Origin of the sequence: Zhongshania borealis, from assembly GCF_039539625.1 — a bacterium.
GTDB classification, from domain to species: domain Bacteria; phylum Pseudomonadota; class Gammaproteobacteria; order Pseudomonadales; family Spongiibacteraceae; genus Spongiibacter; species Spongiibacter borealis.
The window spans coordinates 1,139,802-1,157,724 of sequence record NZ_BAABDM010000001.1 but is presented as its reverse complement, the minus strand read 5'-3'; the positions used below and the strand labels follow the sequence as shown (position 1 = coordinate 1,157,724).

Here is a 17,923-nt window from a genome sequence, read left to right as displayed (position 1 = left end):
TGCCGCTCGCGGAGGTAATTGGTAGCTAACTGTTTAGTTAATAAATAATATAATCAAGAGAGCATTAAATGAAAAATCAAAAAATAATAGCGTCATGCATAGTCATTATTACATGCGGTTTTTCGGCATCAGCGGCAATAGCACAAGCTACGGTGTCGAACCTTTCTGTCGATGTTTACGGACAGCTAAACTATGGCTTGCTTGTTGGTGACAGTGGCGACGGCAGTGATCACTTCATTGTCGATAACGACAATATTAGCAGTAGGATTGGCGCGGAACTGAAAGGTGATCTCGATGACACCGGGCTGAGTATTGGCGCCCATATGGAACTGGAATACCAGCAGAATCCCTCAAATAATGTGACGCTAGATGAACGCTCCATTAGCGGTGAGTTCGCCGAGCGCTACCTGAACCTATTTGTATCTGGTGGCTTTGGTAAGTTGTCGCTCGGTCAGGGTGACGGTGCTGCGAACCGAAACATAGAGAGAGACTTGTCCGGTACCTTGGTCATTTCTTGGACCAATCCCGCGTTGGTTGGCGGCGGGCTGGCCTTTCTGGATAAAACTACTGATACCCGGGTGAAACTGAGTGCAGCGATGAGTGATCAAGACTTTGAAAGCCGGTACAGCCGCGTAAAATATGATTTGCCAGTACTAGGCCCATTGGAGGCATCAATTAGTCAGGGTGTTAAGGAGCAGGACGATGTGAGTGAACTCGGTTTACGGTTCTCGGGTCGTTTAGGGGGTAAAATTCTTGCGGCTGTCGGTTATTCAGTCCGGGATGTTGGCGGTGTGGCTGGGGATTTTAAAACGGTTGGCGGTTCCGTATCGTGGCTGCACGACAGTGGTATTAGTGTGACTGGTGCCTACTCAGCGACTAGTGATAATGACAGCGCTAATCCGGACGCGGATTTTTATTCTAGCAAGTTAGGGTACAAGGTCGGAAAACATGCGTGCGATGTTCACTATACGGTAATGGAAGACCGTGTGCAGAAGGGCGACACTACGCAAACAGTGGGCGTTGGTTATGTATTTACACCCATTCAGTGGTTTGAGGCCTATGCGGGGTACAATAACCATTCTTTTAGCCGCAGTGGTGCCTCCTTTGATGGCGTAGACACTTTGTTACTCGGAGGACGACTTAAATTTTGATCCTTCAAATACGCAATACATGTAGGCACAAATGAGTGCCGCTGGCGTCGTCCGCGCTGCTTTTCGGCATGTACGGCGCTGTCATCGCGAGAAGTATTGGCGCGGGTGTTAAGCTTGTCAGGTATATTGGTGGGTCTTATGTGTAAATGTTGCGGCTATGTCTTTAAATAATCAACTTACGCGCCGAGGCCATCCTTACCTTCGGTCCTTGCCGTTTGGGCTGTTCGTTGGCTTATTTTTATTAATTCTCATTCTGGTTTTTACTCACTCGTGGGCGATGCGCCGTGAAATAGGCCTAGCAAAAACTGCCTCACTGCAACGCTTGGGCGTCTATAAGACCTCACTGCTGGCGACAATCGATCGCTATCAGTATTTGCCGCAAGTACTTGCTTCGGACCCTCGGGTCGTTGCGGCATTACGAAATTCCAGTGACCAAAAAGTGGTACCCGCTGAGCCCAGCTCAATCTCATTTTTACTGAAAAATATTAATCGGCAGGCTGGCTCAGATGAGATATTTTTGCTCAATTCCGCCGGTGTCACAAACTACACAAGTAATTACGATACGGCGACGAGTTTTGCCGGTAGCAATTATGGCTTTCGCCCTTATTTTCGCGATGCAATGGCGGGCGTTTCTGATGTTTACTTTGCCGTCGGGGCAACGTCTGGCCGACCAGGTTTGTTTCTGTCAGCCCCGGTTCTTTCTGAATCTGGTCAGACGCTGGGGGTTATCGTCATAAAGATAAACCTGCGAATACTAGAACAGAGCTGGCAAGTGTCTGGTGATTCAGTTTGGGTGACCGATGAGAAAGGTATTATATTCCTCGCATCAACAGAAAAGTGGCGCTACTTTTCTATGCAACCGCTTTCAGTTGGAACACAGTCTGAATTGGCGCAAACCCTTCAGTACGGTAAACGTTCAGTTGAGCCACTACAACGGCTCGTCGATTGGCAGGCGGATGATTGGTCCACGTTTAATCTGAAGAGATCTGGCCCACAGGTAGTTTTTGCGTCGCCCATAGAGAGCTACGCTTGGCATATGCACCTTCGGATGCCACTCGCCCAGTTCAGAGCACAGCTAAGACGGAAGCAAGGTCTTATTATTTTATTCTATGCGGGCATTGCCATTGGAAGTTTGTTTTATCGTGAGCGCCGCAGACGTACACACGCGCAAAACGCGCTAGCTCAGCTGACCGCTGAACGAGAATCCCATCAGCGCGCCATTATTCAAAATACTGATGTTGGTTTGTTGAATCTAAATGCGCAGTTTGAACCACTGTTTTTGAATGAGCAGGCCAGAACGCTATTTAAATTAGAAAATGAGAAGGGGTTTAATACGCCAGCGGACTTGATTCAGCCTTGGGATCCCGAAAAGGCTGGTGTTGGCGCATGCCGGGCAGAAGGTGTTCGTTCAGACGGCAGTCGCTTCCCCGTGATGTACACGTTGAACGCGATTCGCGCAGGAGAACAGCGTGAGTTTATTCTCACCGTTCAAGACGTGACGGAGCTAACCGTGGCGCAGCAGGCATTGCAGGAAGCGAACAGGGTTTTAGAGCATCGAGTGGAGGAGCGTACTCGCGAACTTGAGGATGCTCAAGCTGCGCTGGCGCAGAATCAAAAACTGGCGGCACTTGGACGAATGTCGGCGGCAATTGCTCACGAAATAAACCAACCGATTACGGCCTTATCGAACTACGTTGCCAGTAGTCAGGTATTGTTGGCGCGCAAGCGGTTTGATTCAGTCAGCGAAAATTTCTTAAAAATTGAAGCCTTGCTTGAACGTCTTTCGAAGCTATCTCGCCAGTTACGGATCTTTGCTGGGAAACGGAACTCGGGCAGTGCCTCGGTCTCACTTCAGGCGCCGGTTCGCTATGCTTTAGAACTACTGGGGCCAAGATTTGCAACAGAACAAGTTGAATGTGAACTTCTGCTATCGCAAAACCGCCTAGATTATTTGGTGCAGGCCAATGCGATGGTGCTGGAACAAATTGTTGTAAATTTACTCACTAACGCAATTGACGCGGTAACGGGGCAGGAAGATTCGCGTATCGAGATTCGTCTGACCGAATTGCCAGCGTTGCGGCAAGGCAAGCTACCCAAGCGGATTTCCTTAAGTATTGAAGATAACGGGCACGGTATGAGTGAAGATCAGTTAGGTCACGTATTCGAACCCTTTTTTACTACAAAACCAATGGGGAAGGGGCTTGGATTGGGGTTGGCGATCAGTTATAGCTTGGCGCGTGACATTGGTGCAGACCTGACGGTTAGCAGCTGTATTGGTAGAGGAACCTGTTTTACTCTGATATTACCAACAACAAATTAATCACAGAGCGCAATTGATGGATGAAATAATGCATGCCGTGGTCATTGACGATGAGCCTACGGTATTAGAATCACTTGAACAATGGCTCGCCTTGGCAGATATCCAAGTGGAGACGTTTACAGACGCTCGGGATGCATTGCCATTACTAAACGGTGATTTTAGAGGGGTGGTGCTCAGCGATATTCGTATGCCGGGAATGGACGGCATGAGTTTGCTGCAAGCGATCGATTCGAGTATTCCGGTGATTCTTATTACCGGACACGGAGGGATTGCTCAGGCCGTGGAAGCGATGAAGCTCGGCGCTTTTGATTTTATTGAAAAACCGTATAAACAAGATCGACTCGTTGAATTAATTAAGCGTGCCTGCCAGCAGCGGCAAGCCACACTTGCGAGTCAGCCACAGCATTCCTCTGCCGAAGTAGATGACTGGTTACCGTCTAAGATCATTGGCGAATCCGCCGCGACAAAAATCCTGCGCGGGCATGTTCAGGCACTGGCGCGGGTTAATGCCGACGTCGTAATCTCGGGAGAAACGGGCACGGGCAAGGAATTGGTTGCTCGCAGTCTACATGCGCTCAGTATCCGGCATGATCAGCCCTTCGTTGCTATAAATGTGGGTGCGATTGCAGAAAGTCTGCTGGAAAGTGAATTGTTTGGTCACGAGGCCGGGGCTTTCACCGGCGCTCAGAAACGGCGAGTTGGTTATTTTGAGGCTGCCCATCAAGGCACTTTGTTTTTGGACGAGATCGAAAGTATGCCGATGTCGTTTCAAATCAAATTGTTGCGAGTATTGCAAGAACGGGAAGTCGTTCGGGTCGGTTCTCACAATCCGATCCCGATTAATGTCCGGATTATGTCCGCCACTAAGGAAGATTTACGAGAGGCCGCAAGAGACGGGCGCTTTCGGGAAGACCTTTACTATCGGTTGATGGTAGCAGAAATTCATTTGCCGGCTTTACGCGATCGTATTGACGACGTCCCGGTGCTGTTTGCCCATTTTTTACGGGAAGCGGCCAGGAACAACCAGTTGGAGGCGCCTACACTAAACTATGATGATATCCTCGCGCTTGAGCTGCATCATTGGCCGGGTAACGTTCGTGAACTCAAGCACACTGCAGAGCGCTATCTCCTTACGCGAAGCTTTAGTGGTATTTCAGTGTCTGACTTGCTTCAGCTCGGTCTTAGTAATCGATCGACAATGTTTTCGGGCGAAGGGTCGCTCAGTGACCGCCTGGAACAAGTTGAAAAGGCATTGATTAGCGCGGAGTTAAGCCATCATAGCGGCAATATTAAACTGGTGATGGAGGTGCTTGATTTACCCCGCCGAACGCTAAATGAAAAAATGCAGAAATACGGGCTTAAACGAGAAACTTTTGTCACTGCTAAGGACGACAAGGAATAGTAAAGGCTAGTCTCGCCCGCATTTTCGGGTGAGACTAGCCAGGCAGTGTTTTCTGGCTACTGCACGCCATTATTTGCAATTGATTATAGTTACAATCACTGTGATTTTTTAAAAATAAGCGACGTATTGATCCCGCCAAATGCAAAGTTATTGCTCATCACATAGTCCACCGTCATGGCGCGTCCCGCACCGGTAATGTAGTCGAGTTCAGCGCAGCTTGGGTCGATGTTTTCAAGGTTCGCTGTGCCGTGAAACCAGTCTCTATTCATCATTTCCACCGCGACCATGGCCTCTAGCGAGCCGCAGGCGCCAAGTGTGTGACCGGTAAAGCTTTTTAGCGCGCTGATTGGGGTAGTGCTGCCGAACATTTTTGCGGTCGCATGCGACTCGGCGATATCGCCGCGGTCGGTGGCTGTGCCATGAGCGCTGATGTACCCGATAGCAGAGGCGGGAACGTCTGCAATTTTTAGAGCGCGTTGCATGGCGAGATACATGGTTTCAGTTTGCGGTTGGGTGACGTGACTGCCATCGGAGTTGGTGCCAAAGCCGACGATTTCAGCAATGACAGTCGCGCCACGGGCAAGGGCGTGTTCACGCTCTTCGAGGATAAGGCTGCAAGCACCTTCACCGATTACCAAGCCGTCTCTGTCGCGGTCGAAGGGGCGTGGTGTAAGTTGAGGTTCAGAATTGCGGGTGCTAGTGGCATAGAGGGTATCGAATACCGCCGCCTCTGTAGCGCAGAGTTCTTCGCCGCCACCGGCTACCATAAGGTCTTGGTGGCCATATTTAATGGCTTCAAAAGCGTAGCCGATGCCTTGGCTGCCAGAGGTGCAGGCGCTGGATGTGGGAATCACTCGGCCTTTGAGTTCGAAGAAAACGCCAATATTGACGGCAGCGGTGTGGCTCATCATCTTCAAATAGGAGTTTGCGTTAATGCCAGCGCTGGCGTGATTCATGAGCATATCGCCAAAATCCGCTACCGCATCAGGGCTGCCCGTCGAGGACCCATAGCTTACCCCCATGCGCCCATCTTTGATTATTGGGTCATTTAATAAACCGGCTTGTTCTAGTGCTAATTCAGTCGCCCGGGTGCTCATAAGGGCGACGCGACCCATGCTCCGGATTTTTTTCCTCGAGTAATGGGCTGGACGCTCAAAGTCCATCACTGGAGCGCCTAAACGGGTGTTGAGCTGGGTGTATTTATCCCATTCGGACATGACTTTAATACCATTTTTACCGGTACGAAGGTGCTGTTCAATGGTTTCCCAGTCAGAGCCGATAGGTGAAAATCCGGCCATGCCGGTTATGACGACGCGCCTCATTAGCACATGCCTCCGTTAACGGAAATAACTTGGCGGGTAATGTATGCCGCTTCTGGAGAAAGTAAGAAGCGCACTAAGGCGGCGACTTCGCTGGGTTTTCCTGCACGTCGGGCCGGAATCATGGCCATGACTTCCTTGCCAATTGCGGCCTCGCTCATATCTGTGTCGATAAGCCCTGGCGCCACGCAATTTACGGTGATTTCGCGCTTTGCCAGTTCAAGGGCAAGGGATTTACTGGCGGCGATTATACCGGCTTTAGACGCGCTGTAATTGGTTTGTCCACGATTGCCCATAATCCCCGATACCGACGCTAAGGTGATAATACGCCCGGGCTGGCGGCGCCTTACCATAGGCATTATGAGGGGGTGTAATACATTGTAGAAAGCATCTAAATTAGTGTGTACTACGTCGTCCCAATCTTCGCCGCTTAAGGCGGGAAAGGCGCCGTCGCGAATAATGCCAGCATTACAGACCACACCATAATAAGCGCCATGGGCTTCGATATCGGCTTCGAGTATTGCTTTGCACTGGGCCCGGTCGGCAACGTCGAATTGGATAATTCGTGATTTGGCGCCAAGCTGTTCAAGCTCAGTTTGTAGTGACGTCGCTTGCTCAATTTGGCTGCGGCAATGAATAACCAATTCATAGCCTGTTTGAGCAAGTTCTAGTGCTATCGCACGCCCTATACCCCGACTTGAGCCGGTAACGAGAACGGTTGCACTCATCGCATATTCTCCTGCATAAACTGTTCAACATCCTCTGGCATAAATACGTTTAAATTAGCGCAGAAATTAAATTCAGGGCCTTTGATTTGGCATTCAAAAATTTGTAGGCCGGTATCGCCGTCTGTCACTGCGTCGGCTGATATTTCTAGGCGTGCGCCAAGCGGGAAATAGCTGAGGTTTGGGATATAGCGACGGCAGCTGACGAGAAATCCGATTTTGACGGCTTCACCTTTTTTTCTGGCTTTAAGGCCAGCATAGGCGGCAATTGCTTGACCCATATACTCAATTCCAACCCAACTAGGTACACCTTTTTGATCTGCAAAGAGCGAGTGTTCGCCAATAGTTACTGCGGCACAAATGCCGTTATCACGCTCTGCAATGATCTCGTCTAAGAGCGACATATCGCCATCATGAGGAATAAATTGCTCAATGTTTAACGGCGCTGTTAAGGCCTTGGTCGCGGTGTTAATCACGCGGCTCTCCGGTCATGATTAAAGATAAATTATTGCCACCGAATGCAAATGAATTACTCATTACCGCTTTGGGTTGCGTTGTTAATTGTCGGTGACCAAGTCCCTGCATTCCGCATATGTCTGGGTCGCGTACGCCGTCCCAAAGGTGCGGTGGCAGGCGTCCATCTTTGCGCTTTAGCGTGAGCCAACAAAATGCAGCCTCGATGGCGCCCGCTGCGGCTAATGTGTGGCCAGTTAGGGGTTTTGTTGAACTACAGGCGACATCTTCGCCGAAAACCCGGTGAATCGCCAAGCTTTCCATAAGATCATTTTGTCTTGTTGCGGTGCCGTGAAGATTGATATAAGCGATATCTGCGGGAGTTAAAGATGCGGCGGCTAGGGCCTGGCGCATGGCGGCTTCGGCGCCGCGACCTTCGGGCTCAGGCGATGAAATATGATGGGCGTCTGATGTTTCACCGCAGGCAGCGAGGCACACTGGTCCGGTCTCGTGGCTAACAACGAACACGGCCGCACCTTCGCCAATATTGACGCCACGTCGGTTTTGGCTAAATGGTAGGCAAAGTTCGGTGGAGGTGACGGCGAGTGAACCAAAGCCATTGACGGTCATTTTGCATAGACTGTCGACGCCACCGGCGATGACAGCGTCGACTGCGCCGGTTTTAAGTAAGCGGGCGGCGCTGGCGAGCGCCTTGCCGCCGGAAGTGCAGGCGGAAGATACGCTCCAAGTAGGGCCGTTTAATCCTAGCCAGCGCGCGGCAAAGCGGCTGGGGGCCGAAAGCTCTTGGGTCCGATAACGATAGCCGGCAGCGAGTTGAAACTCGCCATCAATATGTTGCATCGCGGTCTCGCCTTCGGCAACACCTGAGGTGCTTGTACCGATAATAACGCCTATTCGATCACTGCCATAGCGTGACTTTAGCTGTTCAATCTCGTCGCGAAGTGGACGCAAAGCTTGAGCTAGTATCCGATTGTTGCGGCTATTTTCATCGGCGATATCGATCGTTTGAAATTCGCTGTGAATTTGCCCTAAGGGTTGTATTGTGCCAGGTGAGTACTGGTCACTTTTACGTAGCGGGCTGCTAATTCCCTCCGCGAAAAGTGCACTTTCGACGTCGTCGATGGTGTTGCCTAAAGCACAGCAAATGCCGGCATGATTGAGAAAAATGGGTGCGTTAGTACGGTTCAAAGTGCGGTCCTCGATAAGGTCCGTATGTCTAAAACGAGCGGCTGCCCAGGGTAGCTAATTCGGCGGTCTTGTTTGCTGCTGTCGTCGGCGTAGTCTATCTGTAACTGAATTTGTTGGCGAAATAACAAAGCGCGGGAGCGTTGAGTTGTCGTAATGCTCCAGTCACTCCCTTGAAAATTCCACGCTGAACTGGGTATATGATGTAAATAGATGGCCAGTAACATTTGTTGAGCGAGGCGTGTATCCCACTCCGGCGGGGCTGAGTGGGTGTGCAGGCCCGCGTCGTCTTGTGCAAAGGAGGCTAGTCTTCGACCTAAGGGGTCGAAGATGACAACAGTCAGTTGCGTAGGCGTGACTTCTAGGGCGCTTAGCAAAGCAATCTTCTTGATCGCTGAATTTTGCGTAATAGTAATCTGGATTGACTCCTGGGATTGCCAGCAGCACGCAAGTGTTGACCGAGGTGGCAGCCTTAGCGCTTCTATGGAAGAGTGTTGTTGCGTCGCACAGCTCGTTAGGAACATGACAAGCGCAAGGCGTAAAATTAGTCTTGGCAAAGTGCCACCACTGTTTGCAGTCGGCCAGGTTGTTTTACAAAGGGGTTGTTTTTGTCCCAAGCGTAGCCGGCCAATATTGAGCAGATCATGGCGCGAACTTTGGGCTGCTGGGTGCTAGAGAAAATAACATCTTGAAACGAACCGTCGTACCAAGCCGACACGTACACCCGAAATGTGTCTATACCGCTTTGTAAGGGCCTTGCGTAGTCTGTCTGCCAATCGATATCCTCGCCTGCCAGCTGGCGATTCACTAGGGGTACGGCAAGGCTAGCTGATTTCATGGCGATGGTGACGCCGGATGAAAACACCGGGTCTAAAAATTCACCGGCATTGCCGAGTAGGGCAAAGCGTTTTCCCCACAAGGATTTAACTTTACAGGCATAGCCGCCAAGAACGGTTATCGGTGTATCAAATTTGGCATTGCAGAGTAGGCGCCGAAGTTCAGGGCTGGCGTTGACGGCGTCTTTCAATAACTGTTCTGGGGTGTTGGCCTCGAGGTCAAAAAATTCTTCTGCAGCAACAACACCAAGGGAACAACGACCATTGCTGAAGGGGATAAGCCAGTACCATACGTTCTTAAATTCGGGGTGAACGACAATTAGAATTTTTTCGCGGTCGTAGTCGGGATCCACAATATTATCTTCAATGTGGGTGAACAATGAGCGCCGTACAGGGAAGTCAGAGGGCATTTCTAAATCTAATAAGCGAGGTAACACTCGGCCAAACCCCGATGCGTCGAGCACAAATTTACTCTGTAATTGAAGTTCATTACCTTCTTTATTTCGGTAGTGTAGAACGGGTAGGCCTTGTTCGTTGTAATCGAAACCTTCAATGCGTTGACCAAAACGAATATCTGCACCGGCGGCAATGGCTTGGTTTGCGATTAGTAGGTCGAAATCGGCGCGCTGTACTTGAAATGTGGTGCCTGGGCCGTCGCTGAATTTTTGTGTGAAATCAAAGGAGCCAGGTTGGTCGTTGCGACTAAAAGCGGCGCCATTTTTAAACTGAAAACCGGCTTTATTAACGGCGTCGAGCATGCCGGCTTCCTCGATAAAAGCCATGCATTGAGGTAGTAGACTTTCACCAATGGAAAATCGAGGAAATTGACTCTGCTCTAACACTACTACCTTATGGCCAGCTTTACGCAGGAGTGCAGCGGCAATACTGCCCGCTGGGCCAGCACCGATGATCGCAACATCGCATACTTCAGTCATGACAACATATCCTTGTTTGTTGAAATTGGCCTAACCGCTAGCTCATTAGTTGGCGTTAAGCGGAACAGATGAAAAATTAATGGGCTTAGCAGCCAGCTGCACAATAAACCGGCGAACACTACGCTACCGAATTGGTGTAACACGGGTACTTCACTTAGGGCGAGTAAACCGAAGGCCAGTACCGATGTAATTGCCGATAAAGTGGAGGCTAGCCACGTTTCTGCAGTGAGCCCCAGTTCTAAATAGAAAACAGAGGTATCTACCGCCAGCCCAATAACCAAGAGTAAAGCTAAAATATGGAATAGGCTGATACCCGCGCCGGTCGCGCAGACTAAACTCACTGCGATGACTATACCGAGTGTAATGAGCGGCGCCAAGGCGCGAGTACGATAAATAATGAACATGGCCACGGTGAAGGCAAGCAGGAATACAGCGAGGGCAATACTGGTATTGTGTCGGAATAATTGCAAACTGGTGGATAGTTGCGCGACCTTGTCCACGTAACTTATTTTTGGATTGTTTGCGAGCAAGTCCTCTAGTGCCACTGCCGTATCGTTGTCTAGGTTGATTAAAATTCGTGTTTCTTTGCTAGTACTAAAGAGGCTGGCGGGGAAGAGCGGGCGCAAGTCAGCAGGCAGGCTAGATGGCCGAAGATCTGGCTGGAAGCTAGCAGCGAGCCCCTGCCATGTACTGCAATCGTTATTTAGGAGCTGACAGAGCTCATATATTGCGCCCTGCTTGCCATAAAGTTTGTCGCGCAGTAATTCAAAATCCGCGCGTTGCTGGGCATCAGGGGGAATCAAACGGCCCAAGACATGACTTGCAGGGAGCGGCTGACTGGGACGCAATGTATCAAACTGATTCGCTATATTAAGGCTCTGCTCAAGCCGTTCTTGTTCATTGCTTGCTGTAATCCGCAGATAGCGCTGGGTACCGGCAATGCCAAGTAGATTTTGTACTTTTGCTTCCGAAGCCATTAGCGCCATGCTAGATGAATTTAAATCGCGGATGTCGTCGCTATTTTCACGATTGAGTAGCAGCGTACTTAGCGCCACGGTCAGTACAAATAAACTAACGCTGATGGTCTTGTAAGGGAGGCTCAAACGGCGATAGATAGGTGCGACATATTGTGGGTAAATATTAAGCCAACGATTAAATGAAGGCGAGGGCGCCTCGCGGAAATACTGGCTAAGCACAATAATATTGAGTGCAGCAGCTGCTAAGCCTGCACACATAAATACAGCAAATTGCTGTAAACCGGCGAGCGGGGATAGCAACTGAAAAACATAGGCGAAGATACTTGATGCGGCGCTGAACAGCAGCCCGCGTGCGAGAAGTCTGCCGGCAAGTGGTGCGTCTGCCACTTGGCGATATTTAATCAAAAAGTGGAAACAATAATCGACTGCCAGGCCAAGCAAGGTTGAGCCGAAGGCAATGGTGATTAAGTGAACCCGATCAAATATAAGCAAGCAGCAGGCTAGGCCGCCGAGTACACTGGCGCTCATGGTCAACGCTATTGCGAGCAGTGCGGGGCCAGAGCGAAATACGGTGACGACTAAAAAAACAATTGCCAGCAGCGATCCAAGGCCGACCGTTGATATTTCCCGGCTAGACAACGCAGTGGCTTCGGCAGCGTGAAAGACGAGGCCTGAACGCAATATTCTTAGTTCGGAATGTTTCTCGCTAAATTGCGCTAGGGTCGAGCTAATTGGTGTTTGGACCACAGGTGAGAATGGGCTACCCGTCAATTCACCACTGACTATATACCAAATATTGTCGCCATTTTTTACTGAAGGAAGGTCCGATGCTCGGAAGCGATTTTGCTGGGGAAGGATGTAGGCGAACCAATCGCCACCAAGGTTGAAAGGGTCGATGGCCATGCTGTAAGGGCGGAATTTGGCGACGGGATTAAACAGCTCTCGATATGCAATGTTCGCAATCTCAAGTGGTGTGCTTTGTTGTAACCGGTGGCGCCAATCAGGGCTAAGTAGTTGGTGTAAATAGGGTCGGTAAAAATTCCGAAGCGCGGTTACTTGGTCGCCATCGTGCTGGTCGATACTAACATTGTTCAGGGTATTTAACTGAGTACCAAGACTTGCGGCGGCGGCGAGGGCGTCTGAATCAATATCTGCGCTAATCAGTATCGCGAATTTTCGGTCAAAGCCACTTTTTTTATTCAGCTCTGACTGAACGTCCTCGGTGACGGACGCGGGGAGTAAGCCGAGAATGTTCGTTTCAAATGCGTCACCACGCTGGATTTTGCTGGTGCAATATAGCGCTGCGGTAAGCAGAACACTTAGCCATACAGCGAAAGCAAATTTTTGCTTTATTGCGTTAGTCAATTTGCTCATTCAGCGGACTTTTCCACGACTTGATTGAGTAGACTAATCGCGTTTCGGTCGCCGTTGGCATCAGCTATTAATACTGTTTCTACGAGCTCAGTTCCGCTAATGTCGATATACAATAGGTGTTGTTTGAGTGCGGTGCTCCTGGGGCTTAGCCGCAATTGCCAGCCGTGTTCGACAGTCTGTTCGGTGATTGTGAATATATCCTGCAAGGCGCTTAGCTCACCGGAAAACAGCCCAAGAAATAGTTGTGACAGAATTTCCGGCGCCGCCAGCGTTTGGGAATCGCCCTGGGCGTTGAGTACGCGGATACCTTGGTCGGTAGATATTTGCAGGGTGCTTTCCACCGGTTGAATACTGTGCCAGCGTAGCCCTTGTGCGCGGAGATATTGGAAATTGCCAGACGATTGAAGTGGTACTCTCAATACCGCGATATGCCGCGACTGCGCGAAATTTCCAGAAATACTGTTTACTTGGCGGGCACGCGTAGTAAGTTCACTAAGCACATCGGCATAGGTCTGCGTGCCGAGTAGCAGTATAGCTGTAGCTAAGACAAAGCGTTTCATGGCGTCGTGTCCAAGCCGAGCTTTTGTGCGAGTATTGGTGGCGAGGCGAGTAGTAGTTCTTTTGTTGTCATGGATACCGCCACTTGCACGGTGTGGCCTTTGGTAAGTCGCTTTCCAGTCTCTGCATCGAAAATCCGATAGTCAATGCGCAGTCGATTTTCCCATTCCGTAATAGTGGCGTTAACGCGAATTTTTTGCCCGAACAAGGCCGGATTAATATAGCGAATACGCATGTCGACAACGGGCCAAAAATACCCGGATTCGCTCATTTCCAAGTAGTTGTAGTTTATCGTTTCTAATAGCGCACAGCGCGCGACCTCAAAATATTTTGCATAGTGGCCGTGCCACGCAATTTGCGCGGAATCTACATCGTGAAACGGTACGTTGATAATGACGTCGTGGCTGTGTTGATTTGGCGTTGCGCTGCTCTGAATACTCATTTTTTACATTCCGTGTCTGGGGTCTTGTTTGGCCAAAATGGGTAAAAATTAAACCATTGCCAAGGCGCCAACCGACAATAATATTCTAGTCGTGCTGCCTGCTTATTCATCAGTGAACTCATCAACGCTTGTCGTTGCTTGCGACTCGTTGCATGGGCGTCGCTTAATTGTTCAAAATAAATATGGTATCGGCCGTCTTGCTTAAGACAGTGTAGTGAAAATATCGGTGCATGCAGTGCTAGCGCAAGTACAAAGGGGCCTGTGGGAAACAGGGCTGATTTGCCAAGGAAGTCTAATTCGCGCACCGCCGACGGGTTGTTTATGGGTACGCGGTCGGTTGCGATAGCGACAAATTCGCCGTTCGAAATTTTTGCACTGAGGTATATCGCGGCAGCCGTGTCGATATTGCTGACGTCCATCAGTTCGACTCTGGATTCCTTGCTATAGCGACGCAGTAAGTTATTGAATTTGGCGGTGTGTTGGCTGTGATGCAGAATTGTTAATTTCATGCCCGCTCTGTTATTTGACAAGGCGTGGCAGATTTCGAAATTCCCGAGATGGGATGTTAGTAGTATACCGCCACGGCCGCTGCTTAGCATGGCGTCGATCAGCTCGCCGCCATGAACGGATACGTCTTTACGCTGGATTTGTCCCATCCACACGCTAAATTTATCCAGCAGGGCGAGGCCGAAGCACCAGAAATGATAAAAGCTATAGCGCAATGAAGGTTTGGGGAAGTCCGGGTTGGCCTCGTGCATTAGCTGCAAATATTGCAAGGATGCGCGGCGAGCGTCGCGGCGTAGGCAAAAGTAAAATCCAATGACGGGAAATAAACATACGGCAAACACGCCACGGCCACCAACACGGTAACAGGCGAGTAAAAACTGCATGCCGTGTTTGGAGCCGTATTCCCGAATAGCAAACCAGCCTCTCGTGTCGCTCATGGAAATCTCGCCCTGATTTTACGCCCTAAAAGTATGGGGATTCGCCACAACATACCGAAGAATAGTTTGGCATGCATGCCGGAAATTAGCGCATTGTCTTTGAGGAGACGAAAGTGTGAAATGCCGTCAGCTGGGTAGATAACTTTGGTCTCGCGCTGGACGATTTCTAGCCCCGCCCAATACCAGCGAACTACAAATTCGGAGTCAAAGTCCATGTGATCGCCAATTTTAGATGAGTTTATTAGTACATTACTGGCGGTTACGGGATATACCCTAAAGCCACACATAGTGTCTTGAATACTGAAGGATAGGGTGTTGATCCAAATCCAGATGTGGGTGAGATAGCGGGCGTAGTAGCGATGCTTGGGTACACTGGTGTCGTATGCCGGGTAGCCAAGAATAAGGGCGTTAGGCTCCCGACTTGCTGCGCTGATGAATTCGCTCACATCAGCTAGATTGTGTTGGCCGTCGGCATCGACTTGTATGCCGTGGCTATAACCCTTTTGCTGCGCGAAACGTAGGCCGCTTTTGACCGCCGCGCCTTTGCCACCGTTAGTGGCCCGCGTTATTAGGCTGACATCTTCATAGCGATCGGCAATAAACTGCATTATCGCTTTACACGCGTTGTCGCTGGCATCATCAACCAGTATTACGTGGAGATTGAGATCTAATAGTGCCTTGCAGGTTTTCTCTAATACCAATGAGTGGTTATAAACTGGTATGAGCGCGCATGGCGCGAAGCCGACGCTGTTGTTATTCGTCATGGGGCTTGAAACCTATGCGACCACTTGAATGAGTGGATTCTGAATCTGTGTCGAACACAAACTGTAAATAATATTTATGCGGGTCCCAGCGTAACTTAAGTCTGACGGTATCGCCGGGACGAATCACTTGCTGGAATTTAATTACTTCGAGGCGCTGAAAAATACCTAACTTTTGGAAAGTTTGCTGCGCGAAATGCAAAACCCAACTTAATTGAACTACTCCGGGCAGCACTGCGTTGCCGGGAAAGTGGCCATTAAAGTAGCGGAGCTGGTGGGGCACAAAAATAGTAAAACTCGCTTCTTGGCCGTCGCTATCTAGGCTGCTGCTAACGAGCTCAGGTAGGCGAGGCTGGTGTTCACTGTAAAACAATTCTTCGAGAAGTTTGCGCGGGACTTTACCTTGGGTATTGCTTGGCATCGATGACAAATACCGCCAGTAGCGCGGTCGTGCGATACTTTCAAGTTCATCGCCTAAATGATGGCTTAGCATTTTATTGGTCGCATTGCGGCCTTGGTCAGTCAATAGTCGATTACCATCTGGGGTAAGGCAAAGCACCGCCCCAATTCGAGATTTTCGCTCGTTCAATATTACCGTTCGGGCTTCTCGCACCAAGGGGTGAGATGCAAGTAGGGCGTTTATGTGGCTAAGGGAGACCCGTTTGGCACCTACTTTGACAATTTGGTCGCTGCGGCCTTTTAGCATGAATTGCTGCGGCCCGACTTCCTCTGCTTTGTCTGATAGGGCTAGCCAGTTGGTATCAGTGGTGCCCGCCGCAACGGAGTTGATTTCTATTTGTCTGCTGGTCGGGTCAATGCGCATCTCGGTTTCGGGTAGGCATTGCCAAGCAGGACTAAGAAGCTGCTGACGCTGGGCGATGGCACCGGTTTCCGTGCTGCCATAAATTTCGTTCACCTGTAAGCCAAATTTTTCTAGGCTATCCTTGGCCGCGGCCTCGTCTAGTGGCGCACCGGCACTAAACACCGCGGCGCAGTGCTGTGCTAAATACCGCCAATCTAAAGCTGGCGGTAAATTAGCAAGCTGGACAGGGCTGGTAATTAGGGTGAATGAGGGGCTGGGCAACTGGTCGATTGATTCCATATAGGGCAGTGACTTGTCGACAAAAGCGTTGCCGCGGCACAGTGGCCACAATAGGCTAAATGGCAGCCCGTACATGTGGTGTCGCGATACCGAGCTAAGAAAAAGGCTATCGGCTACGGTATCTCCCCAGCACTGTTCTAAAATCAATAACTCCGCGTCTAATTGTATAAATGTTTTGTCGCAGGCTTGGGGCGCGCCGCTGGATCCGGAAGTGTAAATAATTAAGGCTAGGTCTGCGGGGCTATGTGTCGCATTTTGGTTTGTTATGGGTGTGAGCGATAAAGCTGGGGCAACAAAGTTTTCGCAATCGTGTACTTTGCTCATGGCGTTTTCGCCAAGGATACTGTTCAGCTGACTGCGGCGGGTGCTTCCGGGAACCACGGCAATTTTGCCGAGCTGCCAGGTAGCGAGTAGGGCGGCAACAAATTCAATTCCGCTACTCTGTTGTACAGCGACAGCCGGCACCGGCATCTGGGCAATATATTGCAACCAATATTTCTGGCGCTCGCACACAAATTGCCAGCAAATCGCTTCATTGCCGCGATAACCGACAATATGTTTATCTCTGTATATGCTTGTGGCAGATTCGCCATAAAAGAGGCTAAGGGATTTAAGCACCGGCATTTCTCTTTTTGACGCCTTGTCGGACAAGCCACTCGCCGCCCATGAGCAAGCCCATTAAAATATACGAGATAAAACCGTTATATAGTATCCACTGTTCGCGGCTTTGAAATAGTGTAAACAGGGATATAAGACCATTGAGTAGAAAAAATACACACCACACCAGAGTTACTTTGCGAGTGTAAACAACCCCGCTGGGGGGTAAATCCGGGTCAGTTTTTTGAGCAATTAATTCAATAATGCTGGGGGGTTGCAGATAGCTCCACATGAAGAGACAGAGGAAAACAGCATTGACCAAAACGGGGTAGAGAAGCAGCCCTGTGTCTGTGGCGCTAAACAAGGTGATTAAGGCTGCTACGATTGCCGCCGCTGGCCACAGTAGCATAACTCGGCGTGGAAATTTACCGCCGAGTAAGCGCGCCCCTGCGCTGGCAAGAAGTAGCAAGATTAACCACCTTGGATCGAAAAATGCCAAACCTGCATAGACCATAAAAGGATAGAGCAGAAAAAGAAGCGCAAGGCAGATTCGGATACCGAGCTGCTTAGTCATTTTTCAGCAGTTCTTCCACCGCGTCGATAATGTCGCCGACAGTTCGCACCGCTTTAAAATCTTCAGGGGCAATTTTTTTGCCTGTAAAATTTTTGAGTTCGACTATGAGATCAACGGCGTCGATGCTGTCAATGTCTAGTTCATCGTAAAGCTCGGCATCTTCGCGGAGCTTTTCAGGTTCGATCTCAAACAGTTCACTCATCACTGTAACGATATGTTGGTAGATGTCAGCGCGTGAATGCATAGT

Annotated in this window: 17 protein-coding genes; 3 read left to right on the top strand and 14 right to left on the bottom strand. The window is 49.9% G+C overall.

Annotated features, from left to right (window positions below):
• Positions 1 to 68 precede the first annotated feature (68 nt).
• The 3 genes from ABD836_RS05475 to ABD836_RS05465 all read left to right on the top strand — a co-directional run bounded on the left by ABD836_RS05475 (position 69) and on the right by ABD836_RS05465 (position 4,873).
• A complete protein-coding gene (locus ABD836_RS05475) occupies positions 69 to 1,151 on the top strand; it encodes a porin (RefSeq protein WP_344933163.1) in 1,083 nt (360 codons plus the stop codon).
• Positions 1,152 to 1,308: 157 nt separating this feature from the next.
• The gene (locus ABD836_RS05470) at positions 1,309 to 3,471 is read left to right on the top strand and encodes a sensor histidine kinase (RefSeq protein WP_344933160.1); all 2,163 of its coding nucleotides are present in this window, start codon (positions 1,309 to 1,311) and stop codon (positions 3,469 to 3,471) included.
• 16 nt (positions 3,472 to 3,487) lie between these two features.
• Positions 3,488 to 4,873: a sigma-54-dependent transcriptional regulator gene (locus ABD836_RS05465; protein ID WP_344933158.1), complete on the top strand. Its 1,386-nt coding sequence runs from the start codon at positions 3,488 to 3,490 to the stop codon at positions 4,871 to 4,873.
• A gap of 95 nt (positions 4,874 to 4,968) precedes the next feature.
• On the opposite strand, the gene ABD836_RS05460 is transcribed toward ABD836_RS05465, so the two are convergent.
• From ABD836_RS05460 to ABD836_RS05395, 14 genes are read right to left on the bottom strand one after another with little or no spacing between them, the layout of a single operon-like run.
• Positions 4,969 to 6,195, bottom strand: a complete 1,227-nt coding sequence (locus tag ABD836_RS05460) for a beta-ketoacyl-ACP synthase (protein ID WP_344933156.1) — start codon at positions 6,193 to 6,195, stop codon at positions 4,969 to 4,971.
• Positions 6,195 to 6,920, bottom strand: a complete 726-nt coding sequence (gene fabG, locus ABD836_RS05455) for a 3-oxoacyl-ACP reductase FabG (RefSeq protein ID WP_344933154.1) — start codon at positions 6,918 to 6,920, stop codon at positions 6,195 to 6,197. Before fabG ends, ABD836_RS05460 begins: the two co-directional genes overlap by 1 nt.
• A complete protein-coding gene (locus tag ABD836_RS05450) occupies positions 6,917 to 7,393 on the bottom strand; it encodes a hotdog family protein (protein WP_344933151.1) in 477 nt (158 codons plus the stop codon). The genes fabG and ABD836_RS05450 overlap by 4 nt, the downstream gene beginning before the upstream one ends.
• The gene (locus tag ABD836_RS05445) at positions 7,386 to 8,579 is read right to left on the bottom strand and encodes a beta-ketoacyl-ACP synthase (protein WP_344933148.1); all 1,194 of its coding nucleotides are present in this window, start codon (positions 8,577 to 8,579) and stop codon (positions 7,386 to 7,388) included. Before ABD836_RS05445 ends, ABD836_RS05450 begins: the two co-directional genes overlap by 8 nt.
• Positions 8,576 to 9,100: a DUF3261 domain-containing protein gene (locus ABD836_RS05440; protein ID WP_344933581.1), complete on the bottom strand. Its 525-nt coding sequence runs from the start codon at positions 9,098 to 9,100 to the stop codon at positions 8,576 to 8,578. Before ABD836_RS05440 ends, ABD836_RS05445 begins: the two co-directional genes overlap by 4 nt.
• Before the next feature lie 20 nt (positions 9,101 to 9,120).
• Positions 9,121 to 10,347, bottom strand: coding sequence for an NAD(P)/FAD-dependent oxidoreductase (locus tag ABD836_RS05435; protein WP_344933146.1), 1,227 nt, complete (start codon positions 10,345 to 10,347; stop codon positions 9,121 to 9,123).
• Entirely contained in the window at positions 10,344 to 12,698 is a 2,355-nt protein-coding gene (locus tag ABD836_RS05430; protein WP_344933144.1) for an MMPL family transporter, read from the bottom strand. The genes ABD836_RS05435 and ABD836_RS05430 overlap by 4 nt, the downstream gene beginning before the upstream one ends.
• The gene (locus ABD836_RS05425; protein ID WP_344933142.1) at positions 12,695 to 13,258 is read right to left on the bottom strand and encodes a LolA family protein; all 564 of its coding nucleotides are present in this window, start codon (positions 13,256 to 13,258) and stop codon (positions 12,695 to 12,697) included. Before ABD836_RS05425 ends, ABD836_RS05430 begins: the two co-directional genes overlap by 4 nt.
• The gene (locus tag ABD836_RS05420; protein ID WP_344933140.1) at positions 13,255 to 13,698 is read right to left on the bottom strand and encodes an acyl-CoA thioesterase; all 444 of its coding nucleotides are present in this window, start codon (positions 13,696 to 13,698) and stop codon (positions 13,255 to 13,257) included. The genes ABD836_RS05425 and ABD836_RS05420 overlap by 4 nt, the downstream gene beginning before the upstream one ends.
• Positions 13,695 to 14,642: a lysophospholipid acyltransferase family protein gene (locus tag ABD836_RS05415; protein ID WP_344933138.1), complete on the bottom strand. Its 948-nt coding sequence runs from the start codon at positions 14,640 to 14,642 to the stop codon at positions 13,695 to 13,697. Before ABD836_RS05415 ends, ABD836_RS05420 begins: the two co-directional genes overlap by 4 nt.
• A complete protein-coding gene (locus ABD836_RS05410) occupies positions 14,639 to 15,406 on the bottom strand; it encodes a glycosyltransferase family 2 protein (RefSeq protein WP_344933136.1) in 768 nt (255 codons plus the stop codon). Before ABD836_RS05410 ends, ABD836_RS05415 begins: the two co-directional genes overlap by 4 nt.
• Entirely contained in the window at positions 15,396 to 17,129 is a 1,734-nt protein-coding gene (locus ABD836_RS05405; RefSeq protein ID WP_344933134.1) for an ApeI family dehydratase, read from the bottom strand. Before ABD836_RS05405 ends, ABD836_RS05410 begins: the two co-directional genes overlap by 11 nt.
• Positions 17,116 to 17,676 (bottom strand): COG4648 family protein, encoded by a 561-nt coding sequence (locus ABD836_RS05400; RefSeq protein ID WP_344933132.1) that lies wholly within the window; start codon positions 17,674 to 17,676, stop codon positions 17,116 to 17,118. Before ABD836_RS05400 ends, ABD836_RS05405 begins: the two co-directional genes overlap by 14 nt.
• Positions 17,669 to 17,920, bottom strand: a complete 252-nt coding sequence (locus ABD836_RS05395) for an acyl carrier protein (protein ID WP_344933130.1) — start codon at positions 17,918 to 17,920, stop codon at positions 17,669 to 17,671. Before ABD836_RS05395 ends, ABD836_RS05400 begins: the two co-directional genes overlap by 8 nt.
• Between the last annotated feature and the right edge of the window lie 3 nt (positions 17,921 to 17,923).